The organism is Azospira sp. APE16 (genome assembly GCF_047901315.1).
GTDB classification, from domain to species: domain Bacteria; phylum Pseudomonadota; class Gammaproteobacteria; order Burkholderiales; family Rhodocyclaceae; genus Azospira; species Azospira oryzae.
The window spans coordinates 2,446,423-2,462,849 of sequence record NZ_CP179682.1 but is presented as its reverse complement, the minus strand read 5'-3'; the positions used below and the strand labels follow the sequence as shown (position 1 = coordinate 2,462,849).

Here is a 16,427-nt window from a genome sequence, read left to right as displayed (position 1 = left end):
CAGGATTTGTTGCGCCCCTTCGCCCATAGTGCGTGCTGCGAACAGGAGGAAATGATGAACGACGACCGAATCAGCCGCTACGCGGCGCGCTTTGACAAGATGCTGGCCTATATCGAGGCCCACCTGGACGAGCCGTTGACGGCGGAGCGCCTGAGCCGGGTCGCCCATTTCTCCCGTTTCCACTTCGATCGGCAATTCGCCGATTTTCTCGGCACCAGTGCGACCCGCTATCTCCTGCTGCTGCGGTTGCGACGGGCTTCCTTCAAGCTCGCCTTCCAGCCCCGGATCCGGATCATCGACATCGCCCTGGAGGCCGGCTTTGAAAACCCGGAATCCTTTTCCCGCTCCTTCCGCCACATCTTCGGCCAGTCGCCCAGCCAGTTCCGGCGGCAGCCCGACTGGCAAGGCTGGAGCGAGCGCTACCGGTTCCGGCTACCCGAAAGGAATGCCACCGTGCAGGTTGAAATTGTAGAAATTGAAAGCACCCTGATTGCCGCCCTGGAACACCTGGGCCCCGCCGAGAAGGTCAACGACTCGGTTGCCCGCTTCATCGACTGGCGCAAGTCCACCGGCCTCTCGCCCAAGGACAGCAGCCGCACCTTCGGCATCGCCTACGACAACCCGGACACCACCGAGCCGTCCCGCTTCCGCTTCGACATCGCCGGCGAAGTCCAGGCCCGGGTGCCGCCCAATGCCCAGGGCGTCGTCACCAAGGAAATCCCCGGCGGCCGCTGCGCCCGGGTGCGCCACCTGGGCTCCCACATGCGCATCGGCGAGAGCATCTATCCCCTCTACCGCAACTGGCTGCCGGGCAGCGGCGAGGAACTGCGGGACTTCCCCCTGTTCTTCCACTACCTCAACCTGCTGCCGGATACGCCGGAGAATGAACTGGTGACGGATATCTATCTGCCGCTGAAGTAAGTCGTCCGCTCTGACAGGAACGGGCAGTCAGTTGCCGGAAGGCGACTGACTGCCCGTTTCCGTACTGGCATTTCCGTCGCTGTTAACGAGTTCAATCAGCCACTCGGCAAAGGCATCCACCTCCGGGCGCTTGGACGAGGGGCTGCGCAGCAGGTAGTAGGCGCGTCGGCCCGGGGTGGGTTGGGGCGGGGCCAGGGGGATCAGGCGGCCGGCTTCCAGGTGGTCCCGGATCAGGGGCAGGCGGCCCAGGGCTGCGCCCTGGCCGGCCAGGGCGGCGTAGATGCACTGGTCGTAGTGGTTGAACTGCAGCAGGGCCTTGGCGGCGGGCGGGGTCGGGGCCAGTTGGCTGAGCCAGCCTTCCCAGCGCAGCCAGGGATAGTCCCGGCCGTCCTCGAAGGAGAGCAGGGTGAGATGGGGCAGGTTGGCGGCGGAAAGCCGGGGGCCGTCCGGCAGGCTCGCAGCCAGGGGCGGTGCCACGACGGGGGCCAGGGTTTCGTCGAAGAGTTTGAGACTGCCGGCGGGGGCTGCTTCCGGGGTGCCGTAGCGCAGGGCCACGTCCACTTCCTCCGCTTCCAGATCCACCGCCCGGTTGTCGGCGGAGACCCGGATGCCGATATCAGGATGGCGGGCCTGGAAGCCTGAAAGCCGGGGCACCAGCCACAGGGCGGCGACGCCGATGGAGGCGGAGATGGTGACTCGGGGAAGGCTCCGGCTGGCGGTGATGTCCTCCACCGTGCTGCCCAGGCGGGCCAGCACTTCGCTGGCGGTGCGGAACAGGCGTTCGCCCTCCGGCGTCAGGTGCAGGGCCCGGGTGCTGCGCTGGAACAGGGCCACGCCCAGTTGTTCCTCCAGGGTCTGGACCTGGCGGCTGATGGCCGACTGGCTCAGGTGCAGCTCTTCCCCCGCCTTGGTGAAGGAGAGGTGGCGGGCGGCGGCGACGAAGCCCTTGAGGGGGTCCAGGGGCGGCAGGCGGTGCAGGGGCAGGCTCATGGCGGGGTTGAGTATTTATGCGTTTATTGCATCAATTGAATGCGGATTTCCCGTTTGTATGTTGTGCATAGCCTTTCCATACTTCATTCATGGCGTGGCTGTACTGATATGGCCATATCAAAAGCGCATGAATGGAGGATAGGAAAATGGAAGCGATCCGGCAAGGCCAGGCAGCGGGCCAGACAACGCAGTGGCTGCATCTGGAACTGGAACGGCGGGAAATGCTGGTGCTGGCCGATGCCCGGGGCCAGACCCTGGAGTGCCGCACGGGCGAGTTGTGGCTGACGGAGGATGGCGGGGGCGACCGGATTCTCCGGCCCGGCGAAGCCCATGTGGTGGCCGGCAACGGCTGTCTGGTGGTTTCGGCCTGCCAGGATGCCCGCTTTGTCCTCGGCGGTGGGGGGCACGATCCGGCCACGGTTTCCCTGCAGCCGGTGCGGGGCTTTCTCGCCAGCCTGCTGCCCCACGAGCTGTCCGGCCTGGGCGGTTGCGGCCCGGCCTGAGGCCGGGAATCATAGGCCCTGCCGCCGGTCCCATTCTGCAACCAGACCTTGCCGCCGAGTCTTCCCATGGATCGCTTTATCCCGCCGGCCCCGACCGTCATCCCCTTGAGCCTCACCGCCGCTGACGGCTATCTCCTGGCCGCCCACCACTGGCAGCCCCAGGGGGCTCCCCGGGCGGTGGTGGTGATCAACCCGGCCACCGCAGTGAAGGCGGCCTACTATCACCGCTACGCCCGCTTCCTGGCGGAAAACGGTTTTGCCGTACTGACCTACGATTACCGGGGTATCGGCGATTCCCGCCAGGGCAGCCTGCGCCGCTGGCGCCACGTCTCCAAGCTGGACTGGGGCCGTTACGACTGCGAAGCGGCCCTGGCCTGGGTGCGGCAGGCCTATCCGGACCTGCCCCTGCATCTGGTGGCCCATAGCATCGGCGGCCTGCTGCTGGGTCTGGCCCCTTCCGGGGCGGCGGTGCAGCGGGCCTTCACAGTGGGCAGCCAGTACGCCTACTGGCCCGACTACGGCCCGGGCAAGCCCCTCATGTGGCTGCGCTGGCATGTGCTGATGCCGCTGCTGACCGCCGTGCTCGGCTACTTCCCGGCCCGGCGCCTGGGCTGGCATGAGGACCTGCCCGCCGGAGCCGCCTACGAATGGGCCTTCCGCCCGGCCTCCCTGGAGAAGTCCTATCGACGCCATGTGCGGGGCGGGGCCGATCCCCTGGCCCATTTTGACGGCTTCCGCGGCGAGATGCTGGCGGTGAGCCTGACGGACGACCCTTTCGGCACCCCGGCGGCCATCCGCCGCCTGCTGGGCTATTACCGGGGCGCCCGGCGCCATCACCTGCACCTTGCGCCGGCAGCGGCCGGAGTGGACGCCATCGGCCACTTCGCCTGGTTCCACGAGCGTTTCCGCCCCACCCTGTGGCAGGACTCCCTGGCCTGGTTGCAGGACGGCAGCCTGACCCGCGCGCCCCGGGAGACCCTGGCGCCCGAAACTGGTGCCGGGGCTTAGGGAATCAGCCGATCTTGGGGCGTTCCTTGGCCGAGTAGTTGCTGAAGTGGCCCTCCTTGGCCGCCTGGGCCCGACCCGCCGCCACCAGGCCGGCTGTCTTGCCCTGGGGGGCGGGGAGGGAGACCAGCTTTTCCAGCTGCTCGCTGCCGCATTTCGGGCAGGCCGGCACGGTGCTGGCCCGCACCAGCAGTTCAAAAGTGTGCTGGCAGGCCTGGCACTGGTAGTCGTAGAGGGGCATGGGGCACTCCTGTCGCAATGACGACAATCGAAGGGGAATGCCCGAGAAATGCAAGAAGGGTGCCGGGGAAAAGCAATGGCCACAGAGGGCACAGAGATCACAGAGGGAGGACGTCCCCCCAGTCAATGGCCTTCGGTCAGCGATACAAGCAACTTCTTCCCCGGGGACGTTGCACCCCCGGGGTTCACAACTCTGTGCCCTCTGTGTCCTCTGTGGCTATGCAGTTTTTCAGGTCGTCGCCTTGGCCAACGCCTGGTCGATATCCCAGAGGATGTCGTCCAGGGTCTCCAGGCCCACGGAGAGGCGGATCAGGTCCGGCGGCACGCCGGCGGCGGTCTGCTGTTCCGGGGTCATCTGGCGGTGGGTGGTGGAGGCCGGGTGGATCACCAGGGTCTTGGCGTCGCCGATGTTGGCCAGGTGGGAAAGGAATTCCACGCTGTCGATGAACTTCTGCCCGGCGGCCGCCCCGCCCTTGATGCCAAAAGTGAGCACGGCGCCGGCGCCCTTGGGCAGGTATTTCTTCGCCAGATTGTGGTACTTGCTGGAGGGCAGGCCCGGGTAATTGACCCATTCCACCTGGGGATGGGCTTCCAGATGCCGGGCGATGGCCAGGGCGTTGCTGCAATGGCGATCCATGCGCAGGGAGAGGGTTTCCACCCCTTGCAGCAGCAGGAAGGCATTGAAGGGTGAGAGGGCCGGGCCGAAGGTGCGCAGGCCTTCCATGCGGCACTTGGCGGTGAAGCCGAAGTTGCCGAAGGTCTCGTAGAACTTCACCCCGTGGTAGCCCGGGCTGGGCTCGGTCATGGTGGCGAACTTGCCGTTGTCCCAGGGGAACTTGCCCGATTCGACGATGATGCCTCCCAGGGTGGTGCCATGGCCGCCGATGAACTTGGTGGCCGAGTGCACCACGATGGCGGCGCCCCATTCGAAGGGCCGGCACAGGTAGGGGCTGGCGAAGGTGTTGTCCACGAACAGGGGCAGGCCGGCGGCATTGGCGATTTTCGCCACGGCCTCGATGTCCAGCACGTTGAGGCCCGGGTTGCCCATGGTCTCGGCGTAGATCACCTTGGTCTTGGGGGTGATGGCTTTGGCGAAATTCTCCGGATCGTCGCTGTCCACAAAAATGGTGTTGATGCCCAGCTTGCGGAAATTCACGTCCAACTGGGTGTGGGTGCCGCCGTAGAGGGTGCGGGCGGCGACGATCTCGTCCCCGGCCTCGCACAGGTTGAGCAGGGCCACCATCTGGGCGGCCATGCCGGAGGCGGTGGCGACGGCGGCCTTGCCCCCTTCCAGGGCGGCGATGCGTTCTTCCAGCACCGCCACCGTGGGGTTGGCCAGGCGGGAATAGACGTTGCCGAAGGTCTGCAGGTTGAACAGGCTGGCGGCGTGCTCCGGCGAATCGAAGACGTAGGCGGCAGTCTGGTAGATGGGCGTGGCCCGGCTGCCGGTGGCGGCGTCGGGCACCTGCCCGGCATGGAGGGAAAGGGTGTCGAACCCGAACTGGTGGTCGGCCATGGTGTGCTTTCGGGAAATCGGACGGATCAGGTGGGGCGACGGGAAGAGACGATGCCCGTATTCACGCCCATGAAATTGAGGCCGCCGAAGAGGCGGGCGTATTCGATCTTGACGCAGCGGTCCTCGACCACCGTGAGGCCGGCGGCTTCGGCGATGTGGCGGGCTTCCTCATTGATTACGCCCAACTGCATCCAGAAGACCTTGGCGCCGATGGCCACCGCCTCCCGGGCGATGGGCACGCAGTCTTCCGGTTTGCGGAAGACGTCTACGATATCCACCTTCTCGGGAATGGATTTGAGGTCCGGGTAGCACTTCTCCCCCAGGATCTCCGGGTACTTGGGATTCACCGGGATGATGCGGTAGCCCCGTTCCTGCATGTACTTGGCGGCGAAGTAGCTGGGGCGGTTCCAGTCGGCGGAGAGGCCGACCACGGCGATGGTGCGGTTGTCCTTCAAGACCTGGCGCAGGGTGGCAAGTTCGCTCATGCAAGTGTTCCGTGTGAGGGGTGGGGCGGGCGGCCCCGGGTTCCCCTCGGGTCTGCCGCGTTAGCCGTGGCACCAGGTGGGGTGGCGCTTGTCGATGAAGGCATCGATGCCTTCCCGGGCGTCCCTGGCCTGGAGATTGTGCACCATGACGCCCTTGGCGTAGGCGTAGGCCTCATCCAGGGGCAGTTCGGCCTGGCGGTAGTAGGCGGCTTTGCCCACGGCCAGGGTGTGGCGCGACTTGCTGGCGATTTTAACCGCCAATGCATCCACCGCGACATCCAGTTGTTCCCCGGACACGTGCTCGTTGATGAGGCCGAAACGCAGGGCCGTGGGGGCATCGATGAGGTCGCCGGTGAGCAGCATCTGCAGGGCGTGCTTGTGGGAGACGTTGCGGGACAAAGCCACCATGGGGGTGGAGCAGAAGAGGCCGATATTGACGCCGGGCGTGGCGAAGCGGGCGTCGTCCGTGGCGATGGCCAGGTCGGCGCTGGCCACCAGCTGGGCCCCGGCGGCGGTGGCGATGCCATGCACCCGGGCGATCACCGGCTGGGGCAGGCTGACGATGCGCTGCATGAGCCGGGCGCAGGCCTCGAAAAGGTCTTCGGCATAGCGTTCGCCGTAGTCGGCGCCGCGCATTTCCTTCAGGTCGTGGCCGGCGCAGAAGGCCGGGCCGTTGCCGGCCAGGATCACCACGCCGATGCTCGGGTCGGCGGCGATTCGGTCGAACTCGGCCTGCAGGGCGGCGATCATGGGCCGGGAGAGGGCGTTGCGGGCGGCGGGGCGGTTGAGGGTGAGGCGGGCGATGCCGTCCTTGTCGTGGCGCAGTACCAGGGCTTCTTCGCTCATGTGCTGTTCTCCTTTTGTTGTTACTTGAGGGCCTGTTCCAGATCGGCCAGCAGGTCTTTCACGTCTTCGACGCCGACGGAAAGGCGTACCAGGCCGTCGTCGATGCCGATGCGGCGGCGCTGCTCAGCGGGGACTGAGGCGTGGGTCATCAGGGCCGGCAGTTCGATCAGGCTTTCCACCCCGCCCAGGCTTTCGGCCAGGACGAAGATTTTGGTGTGTTCCAGCAGCTTCTTCGCCGCCGGCAGGCCGCCCTTGACCACGGCGGAGACCATGCCGCCGAAGCCGCGCATCTGGCGCTTGGCCAGTTCATGCTGGGGGTGGCTTGCCAGGCCCGGGTAATGGACCTTCTCGATGGCCGGGTGGTTGGCCAGCCAGCGGGCGATGGCCTCGGCGTTGGCGCAGTGGCGCTCCATGCGCAGGGCCAGGGTCTTCAAACCGCGCAGGGCGAGGAAAGCATCGAAGGGCCCCAGCACGGCGCCGGCGGCGTTCTGCAGGAAGGCCAGGCGCTCCGCCAGTTCCGGATTGGCGGTGACGGCCACGCCGGCGATCACGTCGGAATGGCCGTTCAAGTACTTGGTGGCCGAATGCACCACGATGTCGAAGCCGTGTTCCAGGGGGCGCTGGATCCAGGGGCTGGCGAAGGTGTTGTCGGCCACGGTGAGGAGGCCCCGGTTCTTGCCGATGGCGGCCACCAGGTCCAGATCCACCAGCTTCAAAAGCGGATTGCTCGGGGTTTCCACCCACAGCAGCCTGGTTTCCGGGGTAATGGCGGCCTCGATGCTCTCCCGGCTGGAGAAGTCGGCGTAGGTCACCTTGAGGTCGGCGGAATTGCTGCGTACCCGGTTGAAGAGGCGCACGGAACCGCCGTAGAGGTCGTCGGAGGCCACCACATGGCTGCCGGCGGGCAGCAGTTCCAGCACCGTGGCGCTGGCGGCCAGGCCCGAGGCGAAGGCAAAGCCGTGGCTGGCCCCTTCCAGGTCGGCGATGCAGCGTTCCAGGGCCAGGCGGGTGGGGTTGGCGCTGCGGGCGTAGTCGAAAGTGGCCCCGGCGTACTGCTTCGGCTCGTTGAGGGCCGGCTGGACGTAGGTGGAGGTGGCGTAGATGGGGATGGAAACGGCACCGGTGGTGGGGTCCGGCTCCTGGCCGGCATGGATGGCGCGGGTGGCAAAACCTTGTTTGTGGGTCATGGGGGAGGCTCGAAAAAATCTAAAAACGGAGCCACAGAGGACACAGAGAGCACAGAGGGGAAAACCATCGGCGCCAGAAATGCCGGGGGCGCTTTTTCTGCGCCCCGGCAAGCTAACGGTCCTTTGGGTTTTATCTCTGTGTTCTCTGTGCCCTCTGTGGCAAAAAGATTCAGCTCTTAGCTCTTCAGCTTGCGCCGCAGGTGGTTGAGCAGGTCGATGCGGGTCACCAGGCCGAGGAAGCGGTCGCCGTCCACCACGATGGGCACCAGGCCCTGGTCGAAGAGGGGCAGCAGGTCGCTGATGGGGGCCGTGGGGGGCAGGGTGGTGAGGCGGCTGGTCATGAATTTCTTCACCGGCTGGCGGAAGTTGGCCTCGTCCTTGGTGATGGCCAGCAGCAGATCGGATTCGTCGATGAGGCCGACGATCCGGCCTTCGTCGTTGGTCACCGGCAGCTGGGAGACGTCGTAGAGCTTGAAGCGGCCGTAGGCGGTGAGCACCGTATCCGTCGGCGCCACGGTGACCACGGCGCCCTCGTCGGCGCGGCGGCCGATGATGTCCCGCAGGTCACCCCGCACGTCCTTGGGCAGGAAGCCCTGGTCCGCCATCCAGAAGTCGTTGTACATCTTGGAGAGGTAGCGGTTGCCGTGGTCGCAGACGAAGGTGACCACGTGTTCCGGCTTGGTGCGGGTGCGGCAGTAGCGCAGGGCCGCGGCCAGCAGGGTGCCGGTGGAGGAGCCGCCCATGATGCCTTCCTTGCGCAGCAGTTCCCGGGCGGCGGCGAAGCTCTCGGCGTCGGGCACGGTGTAGGCCTCGCGCACCCCGGTGAGGTCGCAGATGGGGGGGATGAAATCCTCGCCGATGCCTTCCACCAGCCAGGAGCCGGCCTCCTTGATGTAGCCGTGGGCCACGTAGTCGGCCAGCACGGAGCCGGCCGGATCGGCCAGCACCATCTTCACCCGGGGCGATTTCTGGCGGAAAAAGCGGGTCAGGCCGGTGAGGGTGCCGCCGCTGCCGACGCCGCAGACCACGGCGTCGATGCGGCCCTTCAGTTGGGACCACAGTTCCGGCCCGGTGCCGGTCTCGTGGGCCTTGGGATTGTTGGGGTTGCCGAACTGGTTCACATACCAGGCGCCGGGAATCTCGCTGGCCAGGCGCTGGGCCATTTCCTGGTAGTACTCGGGATGGCCGACGCCCACGTCGGAGCGGGTCATCACCACCCGGGCCCCCAGGGCCTTCAGGGCGAAGATCTTTTCCTGGCTCATCTTGTCCGGCACCACCAGCACCACCTTGTAGCCGCGCTGGGCACCCACCAGGGTGAGGGCCAGGCCGGTGTTGCCGGCGGTGGCCTCCACCAGGGTGGAGCCGGGCTTGATCAGGCCTTCCTTCTCGGCGGCGTCGATCATGGAACGGGCCACCCGGTCCTTGATGGAGCCGCCCGGATTCTGGCTTTCCAGCTTGAGGAAGAGACGGCAGGGGCCGGTGTCGAAGTGGGTCACTTCCACCAGGGGGGTGGCCCCGATCAGGTCCAGGCTGGAGCGGGGCAGGGTGGCGGAAGGAGCGAGGGTGGCGGCGGTATCGGTCATGGAATCTCGGTTCGGCTGGAAGACGAAGGGGGCCGGCGGGGACAGGTGGAGATGGGGGCCGGCCCGGGAAGGGGCGCCGTGGCCGGTTGCGGCAGTCATGGCGCTCCTGGGATGTCGCCCACTGTAATTCCAAGCCGATTTTTACAAAAAGAATAAAAGCGAATGATTTGATATCTGTTGGTTATAGCTATTTTGCCCCTGGCGGCATCATCGGCCCCTTTTCCGGCTCTCCCGGGGATGGCGCCAGGGCCAGCATTGACTGGGTTTTCGACCTTTCGGGAATAAGGGAATAAAAAAATGGAACTTCAGTGCATGAAGAGCCCTGGCTAGAGTGCAGCCATTCCCACGCCATGAGGTTGTCATGCCCCTGTATCTGGTCCAAGGCCATCCCGCCGCTGCGCGTTGCGCCGACCTGGGCGAGCGGCTGGCCCGCATCCACCGGGGCCGGCCCGGCGCCCTGCTCGATCTCCGGGCCGACATGGCCGTCCCCAGGCTGGAGGCGCTGATCGAGGCCCAGGACGGCATCGACGCCCGGGCCGTGCTGGCCCTGGGAAGTCTGGCCAGCTACGGCGTGCATGAACTGCCGTCCGGCCCGGGAAGCGGGCCCGGTGCCCAGGTCTTGCCGGGGCCGCCCGTCGGGGCGGCGAACACGGTATCGATGCAGGGAGGGAAAAATGGAGAGGAAAGCACCATGGAAGATGAACTGATCCTGGCCCGGGCCCATGCCCGGGGAGTGGCGGAACGGCTGGCCTACGCCGGCGCCCTGACGCCGGAAGAGGCCTGGCTGCTGCTCAAGCTGCGTTCCGATGCCTGCCTACTGGACGTGCGCAGCGAGGCCGAGCGGGAACTGGTGGGCGCCATTCCCGGGGCCCGGGAGGTGGAATTCATGCGCTATCCGGACTGGGAGGAGAACCCGGACTTCGTCGCCCAGGTGCGCCGGGAGGTGGCGACGCAGGCGCTGGTGCTGCTCATCTGCCGTTCCGGCCAGCGTTCCCACCGGGCGGCGGAATTGCTGCGGCAGGCGGGCTACCGGCAGGTGTACAACGTGCTGGAAGGCTTCGAAGGGGCGAAGGACGCCCAGGGGCGGCGCACCCTCAACGGCTGGCGGCAGCGGGGCCTGCCTTGGCAATAGTGATGTTTTTATTCTTCTGAAGAATAAAAACATCAGTAATAAGTATTGGATGCTCTATCTGTGGCGGGGCAATCTTTCTCTGCCGCAACCGATTCTTTACTCCCTGGAGCCCGTGGTCCCGGGGTTGGCGGATCAGGATAGGAGATCCCAATGTCACTGCTCATCGTCGGCGCCGACAACGTGCGCACCATCGAAAACGAAGTGGCCCGCCTGGCGCCGGCCCTGCTCGATGCCCCCACCGAGCACTGGAGCGGGCGCAAGGCCGGCGATTCACGCCGGGTCATTCCCTCCCGTACCCGGCTGGTGGTGGTGGTCTGCGCCCGGGTGAACCACGAACTGCTGCGCCACGTGCGCCGCCAGGCGGAGAAGAGCGACGTGCCCCTGATCTACTGCCGCCATTCGGCCCTGGAGATGCGGGAGAAGCTGGCCGAGTTCATCGGTCGCCAGCCGGCTGCGGCGTGGCAGTGAGCCGGTCGTCTCCTTGCAGCTGTCGCCTGCCCCGGGGCTTTCAGACTCCCGGCGCCAGACCATCGTCGTAGATACGGTAGCCGTTGCGACCGGCCTGCTTGGCGGCGTACATGGCCAGGTCCGCATGTTTCATCAGGGTCTGGCTGTCGCTGCCGTGGGCGGGGAAGAGGGCGATGCCGACGCTGGCGGTGATGACGTCCACCCGGATGCGGGCCTGGCCCAGCTCATAGGGCGCCGCCAGGCTGGCGATGATGGTTTCGGCCGCCCGGATTACCCCTGCCGGAGCTCCCACCTCGGCCAGCACCACGATGAATTCGTCGCCCCCCTGGCGCGCCACGGTGTCGCCCTGGCGCACGCAGCGGGTGAGGCGCCGGGCGGCGGCGCTGAGCAGTTCGTCGCCCACTTCGTGGCCATGCACGTCATTGACCTGCTTGAAATGGTCCAGGTCGAGGAACAGTACGCCCACCTGCTGCTGATGGCGCCGGGCCCGCAGCAGGGCCTGTTCCAGCCGGTCCTGCAGCAGGCGCCGGTTGGGCAGGCCGGTGAGGGCGTCGAAATAGGCCAGCTGGCGGATCTTCTCCTGGTCCCGGCGGCGCTCGCTGATGTCCTCCACCTGGACGTCGAAGCACTGGGCCACGCCCTGGGTGCTGCGCAGCACGGCGGCCGTCAGCTCCACCCACACCGGGCTGCCGTCGCTGCGCAGGTAGCGCTTCTCCGCCTGCCACACCGGCATTTCGCCCTGGCGCAGGCGGCGCCACATGGCCAGGTCGGCGGCCAGGTCCTCGTCCGGGGTCAGGTCCTCGAAACTGAGGCGCTCCAGGGCTTCCCGGGAGTAGCCGAGAATCTGGCAGAGGGCCTGGTTCACCTTGCCCAGGCGGCCGTCCAGATTGACGATGGCCATGCCCACCGGGGCGAATTCCATGAAATCCCGAAAGCGCTTTTCGCTTTCGAGGAGGGCGATTTCCCTTCCCTTGCGTTCGGTGATGTCGGCGCACAGGCCCACCACCTGGACCAGCCGCCGGTTGCCGTCGCACACCGGCGACAGGGTCAGGGCGGCAGGGAAGACCTGACCGTCCCGGCGCTGCAGCCACAGTTCGCCGCGCCAGTGGCCGCCATCGGCCAGTTCCTGCATGAATTCCGGCGTCGGCCGTCCCGGCTGGGGCAGCAGCAGGCAGTGGTGGTCCTGGCCGACGATGTCGGCCTCGCTGTAGCCGGTGATGGCGCAGAAGGCGCCATTGACCGTTTCGAAGCGTCCCTCCCGGTCGAGGATGAAAATGCCTTCGCTGGTGTTCTCGAAAATCTGGGAAAACTGGGCGCCGCGGCGCACCAGGGCGTGATGGGCGAAGGCCTGGGCGGTGACCGCCCGCAGTTCCTCCCCGTCCCAGGGCTTGTTGAGGAACTTGTAGATGTTGCCCTGGTTGATGGCGGCGATGACGGCACCGATGTCGGCATAGCCGGAAAGGACCATGCGCACGGCGTCGGGACGCAGGGCCCGGGCCTGGGCCAGGAATTCGACGCCGCTCATGCCGGGCATGCGGTAGTCGGAGAGGATGACCTGGACGTCGCGGTCGGCCAGTACCGCCAGGGCCTCCTCGCCGCTGGTGGCGGTCAGCACCTCATAGGGGGCGCTGCGGAATTCCCGCTTGAGGGCGTTGAGCAGGGCCGGTTCGTCGTCCACCAGCAGCAGGGTGCGGAATCCGGGGGGAGGGGCGAGGGTCATACTGACAGGGCTCCGAAGGGATGCCAATGGATTGTACGTCGCCAGCCTCCCGGCGGCCCATGCTGGCGTGGCTTCCCCCATGGGCTGCGGCTCCTGGGCCGGCACGCGGCAGCGGATTAAATAGTATCGTCACGGCAGCGCCGTAACCTTGACCCACGTTCCTTGCCCATGACCGAACCCATGTCCGCCCCACCCGAAGTCAGCCTCTCCTCCGAACCCGGGGGAGCTGCCGCTCCTCCTGCCGTTTCCCTGGGCCAGGCCTTCCGCTACTGGCTGAAGCTGGGCTGCATCAGCTTCGGCGGGCCGGCGGGGCAGATCGCCATCATGCATAGCGACCTGGTGGAGAAGAAGCGCTGGATTTCCGAGCGGCGCTTTCTCCATGCCCTCAACTACTGCATGGTGCTGCCCGGGCCCGAGGCCCAGCAGCTGGCCACTTACATCGGCTGGATGATGCATCGCACCCTGGGCGGCCTCATGGCCGGCGGCCTGTTCGTGTTGCCTTCCCTGTTGCTGCTGATCGGCCTGGCCTGGGTGTACCTGGCCTTCGGCCAGGTGCCGGCGGTGGCCGGGGTGCTCTACGGCATCAAGCCGGCGGTGACGGCCATCGTCGCCCTGGCCGCCTGGCGCATCGGTTCCCGGGTGCTGCGTAACCGGGCCCTGGTGGCCATCGCCGCCGCCGCCTTCCTCGCCATCTTCGCCCTGGGGCTGCCGTTCCCCGCCATCGTCCTGGGGGCCGGTCTGCTCGGGGCTCTGGGCGGGCGTTGGCGGCCGGCCTGGTTCCAGGCCGGGGGCGGCCACGGAGTGGCGAAGCAGCATTTCGGCCCGGCCCTCATCGACGACGAGACGCCGCCGCCGGCCCATGCCCGTTTCACCTGGGGCCGCTTTGCCCGGGTGCTGCTGCTGGGCCTGGGCCTGTGGGCCGGGGCCATGGCTGGGCTGGTGGGGCTGTTCGGCTGGGATGGTGCCCTGAGCCAGATGGGCTGGTTCTTCACCAAGGCGGCCCTGCTCACCTTCGGCGGCGCCTATGCGGTGCTGCCCTATGTCTTCCAGGGGGCGGTGGAGCATTACCAGTGGCTGTCGCCGGCCCAGATGATCGACGCCCTGGCCCTGGGGGAAACCACGCCGGGGCCCCTGATCATGGTGGTGACCTTCGTCGGCTTCGTCGGCGGCTGGAGCCAGGCCCTGTTCGGCGCTGACCATCTCTTCCTGGCCGGGGCGGCGGCGGCCCTGGCGGTGACCTTCTTCACCTTCCTGCCGTCTTTCGTCTTCATCCAGCTGGGCGGGCCCTTGGTGGAATCCACCCACGAGTAGGGAGGGGGGAGAAACCGGACACCGTGGGAAGGGGAAAATAGCCCGGGAGGCCCCACGGTTACAAGGAATCCGGGATGGGGTGTGAAACTCTGATTTCCGGACAGTTCTGGGGAGAAAGTACGGGAACCCAAGGTGGAAACTGCGGGAAATTGAGTAAGCCGACACGGAAATTACCCTAGTTCGAAGGCTGTTTAATTGGTCACCGAACCCGATTTAATACAGCCGTCAGGTGATCCTCAATAACGTCTGCCACCAGGCGCTGGTCAGAAGAAGGGAAACCGACCAGCTGGCGGGCCGGGATGCCGGGATGGGTCACCCGATTTCTGAACAGCCCACCGAAGGCCAGCGCTTTGGCTTTCTTCGGAGTGATTGTGTAGGCGGCCCCCTTGGGGCCGTAGGTGCCGGTGCCGAAGTGATGCCACACGGCCTTCTGATCGCTGAACCCGAGTTTCAACTCGGTTCCTTGCACCTGGTAATTGAAGCTCCCCAGCATGTCGCCGTGGTCGTAGAGGATTCGGCGCTTCTTCTCCTGCACCTTCTTGGCCGTGGCTAGGCTCATCTGGCCATTCTTGCGGAACGAATCGTCCTGGGACTTCCAGACCGCCGAGCCGATGGTCATCGGCGACGCTTCTTTCCATTTCGTGCCGTCGGGGGCCAGCCCCTGGTCATGCCGCTCCTGATTCACCCGCAGCAGCGATTCGCCCAGGCTGCCCAGCATCTGCTGGGGCGTGGCGATTTCTAGGCGGACGGCTTCCATGGCCCTGGCCAGGTGGTCGGCTTGAAATTCGATGGTGAATTGCATATGCTGTGTCCGTGGTTAGGTCAGACTGCGCTTCGGCGCTACTGCACAGTATCCGATCCACAACTAACGCGGCCCCTGAAAAGGCCGCGTTTTTTATTTGCTGAATACCAGCCTTCCAGCCCTCTGTTTATCAAAGTACGCCTCGCGGGCGGCCTCGGTTTTCTGGGTTCCCATGAAGGTAGTGGAGCCGGTCCAACCGGTTTTTCCCCACTCGAAGACCGCCACGCCGAATTCGTCAGTCCCTTCCACCTCAAAGGCCCGCAGGTAGCGGCGCTTGAGACGCCACCGGCCCTTGTCGCCGTGGTCTTTCACCCAGACCCACCAGATTTCGTCTGGCTCAATGACCGTCATGGCCAGCAGGTTGATGTACTCCAGGCGGGCGGCCTTGCCGGGCTTCGATAGCCACTTGAACTCCCCCGCTCCGTCCTGGAACAGCGCCTTGGTGATGGCCAGCGTGCTGCCTGCCGCATCGGTGAAGGCTGCACCTTCGTCCATTGTGGCCCCGAAGACATCCAGGAAGTCTGCCACGGCCACTTCGGGGGCCGTGTTGGCTGGCAGTAGGGCTCCTTTCGGAACCACGGTCGGCTTAGGCATCGGCGGCGGGGTGAAGCCCGTCGGCCAGGGCGTCCCACGCTCTTTCAGCACCGCGTCGTAGCCTTGCAGGGGCGGCACCGTTTGCGGCTCCAGCCATACCTTGCCGGGGTTGTAAGCGAAACCGGGGTCAATGCCCGTTGGGGTGCGCACGGTGCGCGGGGCGCTGCCGTTCTTTCCCACCACACGCTCTTCCCATTCGATAGGCGGTGCTTCGTCGGGTCCGCTCTTGCCGTTCTTCTCCCATTCGCGGCTGGCCTCCAGGCGGGAGAGCGAATCGACCTTACATTTGCATCCCCACCCGTTCTGCGGCATGTGGGTGTTCCACCACGGGTCATCGGCAGGAAGGATCAGGCCGTTCCATGCCTTGTGCTCAAGGCGTGGATGTTCAAAGCTGGTGTGCCGGTAGCGCCAGTAGGGCCGCAGATGCTTGACGGCCATCATCTGCTGGTAGCGGCCAGCGTTGTACGCCTGGGTGACGTTGGTGTCGTAGATGACCTTGCTGCGCCAGCCTGGAGTGCCGTTGTAGGCCCAGCCGTGCTTGGCCACGATCTCATCGAACTGCTTACGGAAGGCCGGGTAGCCGGTGCCCGATTCCTTGGCCTGCCGAATGGCGTTGTAGAAGTCTTCCACCAGGGAGTCATGGGCCGCACCGGCCACCACAAAGCCGTGGCTGTGCTGCTCCTGCCAGATATCCGTCCAGCCGGAAGACGGCAGGCGGATTTTCTGCTTGAAGAAGTCGATGGCTTCGGAAAACGGAAGCTGTTCAGGTGATGCTGGCATGGTCAGCTATCCTCTCTTGTGCGCCTTACAGCGCCTTGCCAACTCGACAAGCCAAACGGCCAGCGGTGGGGGGGGGTGCTCCCGTTCTGCTTTCGTTATGTGTGGCCGGTAGTCGGTCCTTTTCCGGCTCTGTACTACGTAGGCAGCTTCGCCCATAACGTAGGGCAGGTCTGGAATGTCCCCAGGCTCGCAGCCCACCACATAAAACCACGTGTCTTTCTCGGCCTTGTGACCCCACCACTTCTGAGGCGCTGCCAGGGTCCAGCCTCCAAAGGAATCGCGGCTACCGGGTGCGGGCAGGTGCTGTGCCGCCCATAGCGTGCTGCCTGCCGGGTGTTCCAACA

At 66.0% G+C, this 16,427-nt stretch carries 15 protein-coding genes and 1 pseudogene; 6 read left to right on the top strand and 10 right to left on the bottom strand.

What is annotated here, in order from left to right:
- The first annotated feature begins 54 nt into the window (after positions 1 to 54).
- Positions 55 to 921 carry an AraC family transcriptional regulator gene (locus ACLSSQ_RS11830; protein WP_416242790.1) on the top strand — a complete coding sequence of 289 codons (867 nt, stop codon included), beginning with the start codon at positions 55 to 57 and terminating at the stop codon, positions 919 to 921.
- A 27-nt stretch (positions 922 to 948) separates the two neighbouring features.
- Here the strand turns inward: ACLSSQ_RS11830 and ACLSSQ_RS11825 are convergent, their stop codons facing one another.
- Positions 949 to 1,911: a LysR substrate-binding domain-containing protein gene (locus ACLSSQ_RS11825; protein ID WP_287874093.1), complete on the bottom strand. Its 963-nt coding sequence runs from the start codon at positions 1,909 to 1,911 to the stop codon at positions 949 to 951.
- 146 nt (positions 1,912 to 2,057) lie between these two features.
- On the opposite strand from ACLSSQ_RS11825, the gene ACLSSQ_RS11820 reads away from it, so the two are divergent.
- Together ACLSSQ_RS11820 and ACLSSQ_RS11815 are read left to right on the top strand one after the other, a co-directional pair.
- On the top strand, positions 2,058 to 2,414 hold the full coding sequence (locus ACLSSQ_RS11820; RefSeq protein ID WP_416242789.1) for a DUF2917 domain-containing protein: 357 nt from the start codon (positions 2,058 to 2,060) through the stop codon (positions 2,412 to 2,414).
- A 66-nt stretch (positions 2,415 to 2,480) separates the two neighbouring features.
- Positions 2,481 to 3,422, top strand: coding sequence for an alpha/beta fold hydrolase (locus tag ACLSSQ_RS11815; RefSeq protein WP_416242788.1), 942 nt, complete (start codon positions 2,481 to 2,483; stop codon positions 3,420 to 3,422).
- Positions 3,423 to 3,426: 4 nt separating this feature from the next.
- Here ACLSSQ_RS11815 and ACLSSQ_RS11810 read toward each other — a convergent pair whose 3' ends face one another.
- From ACLSSQ_RS11810 to ACLSSQ_RS11785, 6 genes are all read right to left on the bottom strand, one after another.
- Positions 3,427 to 3,660, bottom strand: coding sequence for an FmdB family zinc ribbon protein (locus ACLSSQ_RS11810; RefSeq protein ID WP_416242787.1), 234 nt, complete (start codon positions 3,658 to 3,660; stop codon positions 3,427 to 3,429).
- A gap of 228 nt (positions 3,661 to 3,888) precedes the next feature.
- A complete protein-coding gene (locus ACLSSQ_RS11805) occupies positions 3,889 to 5,175 on the bottom strand; it encodes an O-acetylhomoserine aminocarboxypropyltransferase/cysteine synthase family protein (protein ID WP_416242786.1) in 1,287 nt (428 codons plus the stop codon).
- Positions 5,176 to 5,201: 26 nt separating this feature from the next.
- Positions 5,202 to 5,660, bottom strand: a complete 459-nt coding sequence (locus ACLSSQ_RS11800) for a CoA-binding protein (RefSeq protein ID WP_416242785.1) — start codon at positions 5,658 to 5,660, stop codon at positions 5,202 to 5,204.
- Positions 5,661 to 5,720: 60 nt separating this feature from the next.
- Positions 5,721 to 6,506 carry an enoyl-CoA hydratase gene (locus ACLSSQ_RS11795; RefSeq protein ID WP_416242784.1) on the bottom strand — a complete coding sequence of 262 codons (786 nt, stop codon included), beginning with the start codon at positions 6,504 to 6,506 and terminating at the stop codon, positions 5,721 to 5,723.
- A gap of 20 nt (positions 6,507 to 6,526) precedes the next feature.
- Positions 6,527 to 7,693, bottom strand: coding sequence for a cystathionine gamma-synthase (locus tag ACLSSQ_RS11790; RefSeq protein ID WP_416242783.1), 1,167 nt, complete (start codon positions 7,691 to 7,693; stop codon positions 6,527 to 6,529).
- Positions 7,694 to 7,869: 176 nt separating this feature from the next.
- Positions 7,870 to 9,375, bottom strand: coding sequence for a pyridoxal-phosphate dependent enzyme (locus ACLSSQ_RS11785; RefSeq protein ID WP_416242782.1), 1,506 nt, complete (start codon positions 9,373 to 9,375; stop codon positions 7,870 to 7,872).
- A 262-nt stretch (positions 9,376 to 9,637) separates the two neighbouring features.
- On the opposite strand from ACLSSQ_RS11785, the gene ACLSSQ_RS11780 reads away from it, so the two are divergent.
- Both ACLSSQ_RS11780 and ACLSSQ_RS11775 read left to right on the top strand, forming a co-directional pair.
- Positions 9,638 to 10,408, top strand: coding sequence for a rhodanese-like domain-containing protein (locus ACLSSQ_RS11780; RefSeq protein WP_416242781.1), 771 nt, complete (start codon positions 9,638 to 9,640; stop codon positions 10,406 to 10,408).
- A 150-nt stretch (positions 10,409 to 10,558) separates the two neighbouring features.
- Positions 10,559 to 10,876: a DUF2325 domain-containing protein gene (locus ACLSSQ_RS11775; RefSeq protein ID WP_014237112.1), complete on the top strand. Its 318-nt coding sequence runs from the start codon at positions 10,559 to 10,561 to the stop codon at positions 10,874 to 10,876.
- Between the two features lie 40 nt (positions 10,877 to 10,916).
- Here the strand turns inward: ACLSSQ_RS11775 and ACLSSQ_RS11770 are convergent, their stop codons facing one another.
- On the bottom strand, positions 10,917 to 12,596 hold the full coding sequence (locus ACLSSQ_RS11770) for a diguanylate cyclase domain-containing protein (RefSeq protein ID WP_416242780.1): 1,680 nt from the start codon (positions 12,594 to 12,596) through the stop codon (positions 10,917 to 10,919).
- Positions 12,597 to 12,776: 180 nt separating this feature from the next.
- Between ACLSSQ_RS11770 and chrA the strand changes: the two are divergent.
- Positions 12,777 to 13,901, top strand: a pseudogene (chrA, locus tag ACLSSQ_RS11765) (chromate efflux transporter); the annotation flags it as partial.
- 205 nt (positions 13,902 to 14,106) lie between these two features.
- Here the strand turns inward: chrA and ACLSSQ_RS11760 are convergent.
- Together ACLSSQ_RS11760 and ACLSSQ_RS11755 are read right to left on the bottom strand one after the other, a co-directional pair.
- Positions 14,107 to 14,709, bottom strand: a complete 603-nt coding sequence (locus ACLSSQ_RS11760) for a phage virion morphogenesis protein (RefSeq protein WP_416242779.1) — start codon at positions 14,707 to 14,709, stop codon at positions 14,107 to 14,109.
- Positions 14,710 to 14,802: 93 nt separating this feature from the next.
- Entirely contained in the window at positions 14,803 to 16,083 is a 1,281-nt protein-coding gene (locus tag ACLSSQ_RS11755) for a PBECR2 nuclease fold domain-containing protein (protein WP_416242778.1), read from the bottom strand.
- Between the last annotated feature and the right edge of the window lie 344 nt (positions 16,084 to 16,427).

Bases quoted from the DNA above. Each gene is read 5' to 3' on its own strand.
- ACLSSQ_RS11780 (WP_416242781.1), top strand. From the start codon at position 9,638: ATGCCCCTGTATCTGGTCCAAGGCCATCCCGCCGCTGCGCGTTGCGCC.
- ACLSSQ_RS11830 (WP_416242790.1), top strand. From the start codon at position 55: ATGAACGACGACCGAATCAGCCGCTACGCGGCGCGCTTTGACAAGATG.
- ACLSSQ_RS11790 (WP_416242783.1), bottom strand. From the start codon at position 7,693: ATGACCCACAAACAAGGTTTTGCCACCCGCGCCATCCATGCCGGCCAG.
- ACLSSQ_RS11800 (WP_416242785.1), bottom strand. From the start codon at position 5,660: ATGAGCGAACTTGCCACCCTGCGCCAGGTCTTGAAGGACAACCGCACC.
- ACLSSQ_RS11805 (WP_416242786.1), bottom strand. From the start codon at position 5,175: ATGGCCGACCACCAGTTCGGGTTCGACACCCTTTCCCTCCATGCCGGG.
- ACLSSQ_RS11760 (WP_416242779.1), bottom strand. From the start codon at position 14,709: ATGCAATTCACCATCGAATTTCAAGCCGACCACCTGGCCAGGGCCATG.
- ACLSSQ_RS11810 (WP_416242787.1), bottom strand. From the start codon at position 3,660: ATGCCCCTCTACGACTACCAGTGCCAGGCCTGCCAGCACACTTTTGAA.
- ACLSSQ_RS11770 (WP_416242780.1), bottom strand. From the start codon at position 12,596: ATGACCCTCGCCCCTCCCCCCGGATTCCGCACCCTGCTGCTGGTGGAC.
- ACLSSQ_RS11820 (WP_416242789.1), top strand. From the start codon at position 2,058: ATGGAAGCGATCCGGCAAGGCCAGGCAGCGGGCCAGACAACGCAGTGG.
- ACLSSQ_RS11785 (WP_416242782.1), bottom strand. From the start codon at position 9,375: ATGACTGCCGCAACCGGCCACGGCGCCCCTTCCCGGGCCGGCCCCCAT.
- ACLSSQ_RS11825 (WP_287874093.1), bottom strand. From the start codon at position 1,911: ATGAGCCTGCCCCTGCACCGCCTGCCGCCCCTGGACCCCCTCAAGGGC.
- ACLSSQ_RS11795 (WP_416242784.1), bottom strand. From the start codon at position 6,506: ATGAGCGAAGAAGCCCTGGTACTGCGCCACGACAAGGACGGCATCGCC.
- ACLSSQ_RS11815 (WP_416242788.1), top strand. From the start codon at position 2,481: ATGGATCGCTTTATCCCGCCGGCCCCGACCGTCATCCCCTTGAGCCTC.
- ACLSSQ_RS11755 (WP_416242778.1), bottom strand. From the start codon at position 16,083: ATGCCAGCATCACCTGAACAGCTTCCGTTTTCCGAAGCCATCGACTTC.
- ACLSSQ_RS11775 (WP_014237112.1), top strand. From the start codon at position 10,559: ATGTCACTGCTCATCGTCGGCGCCGACAACGTGCGCACCATCGAAAAC.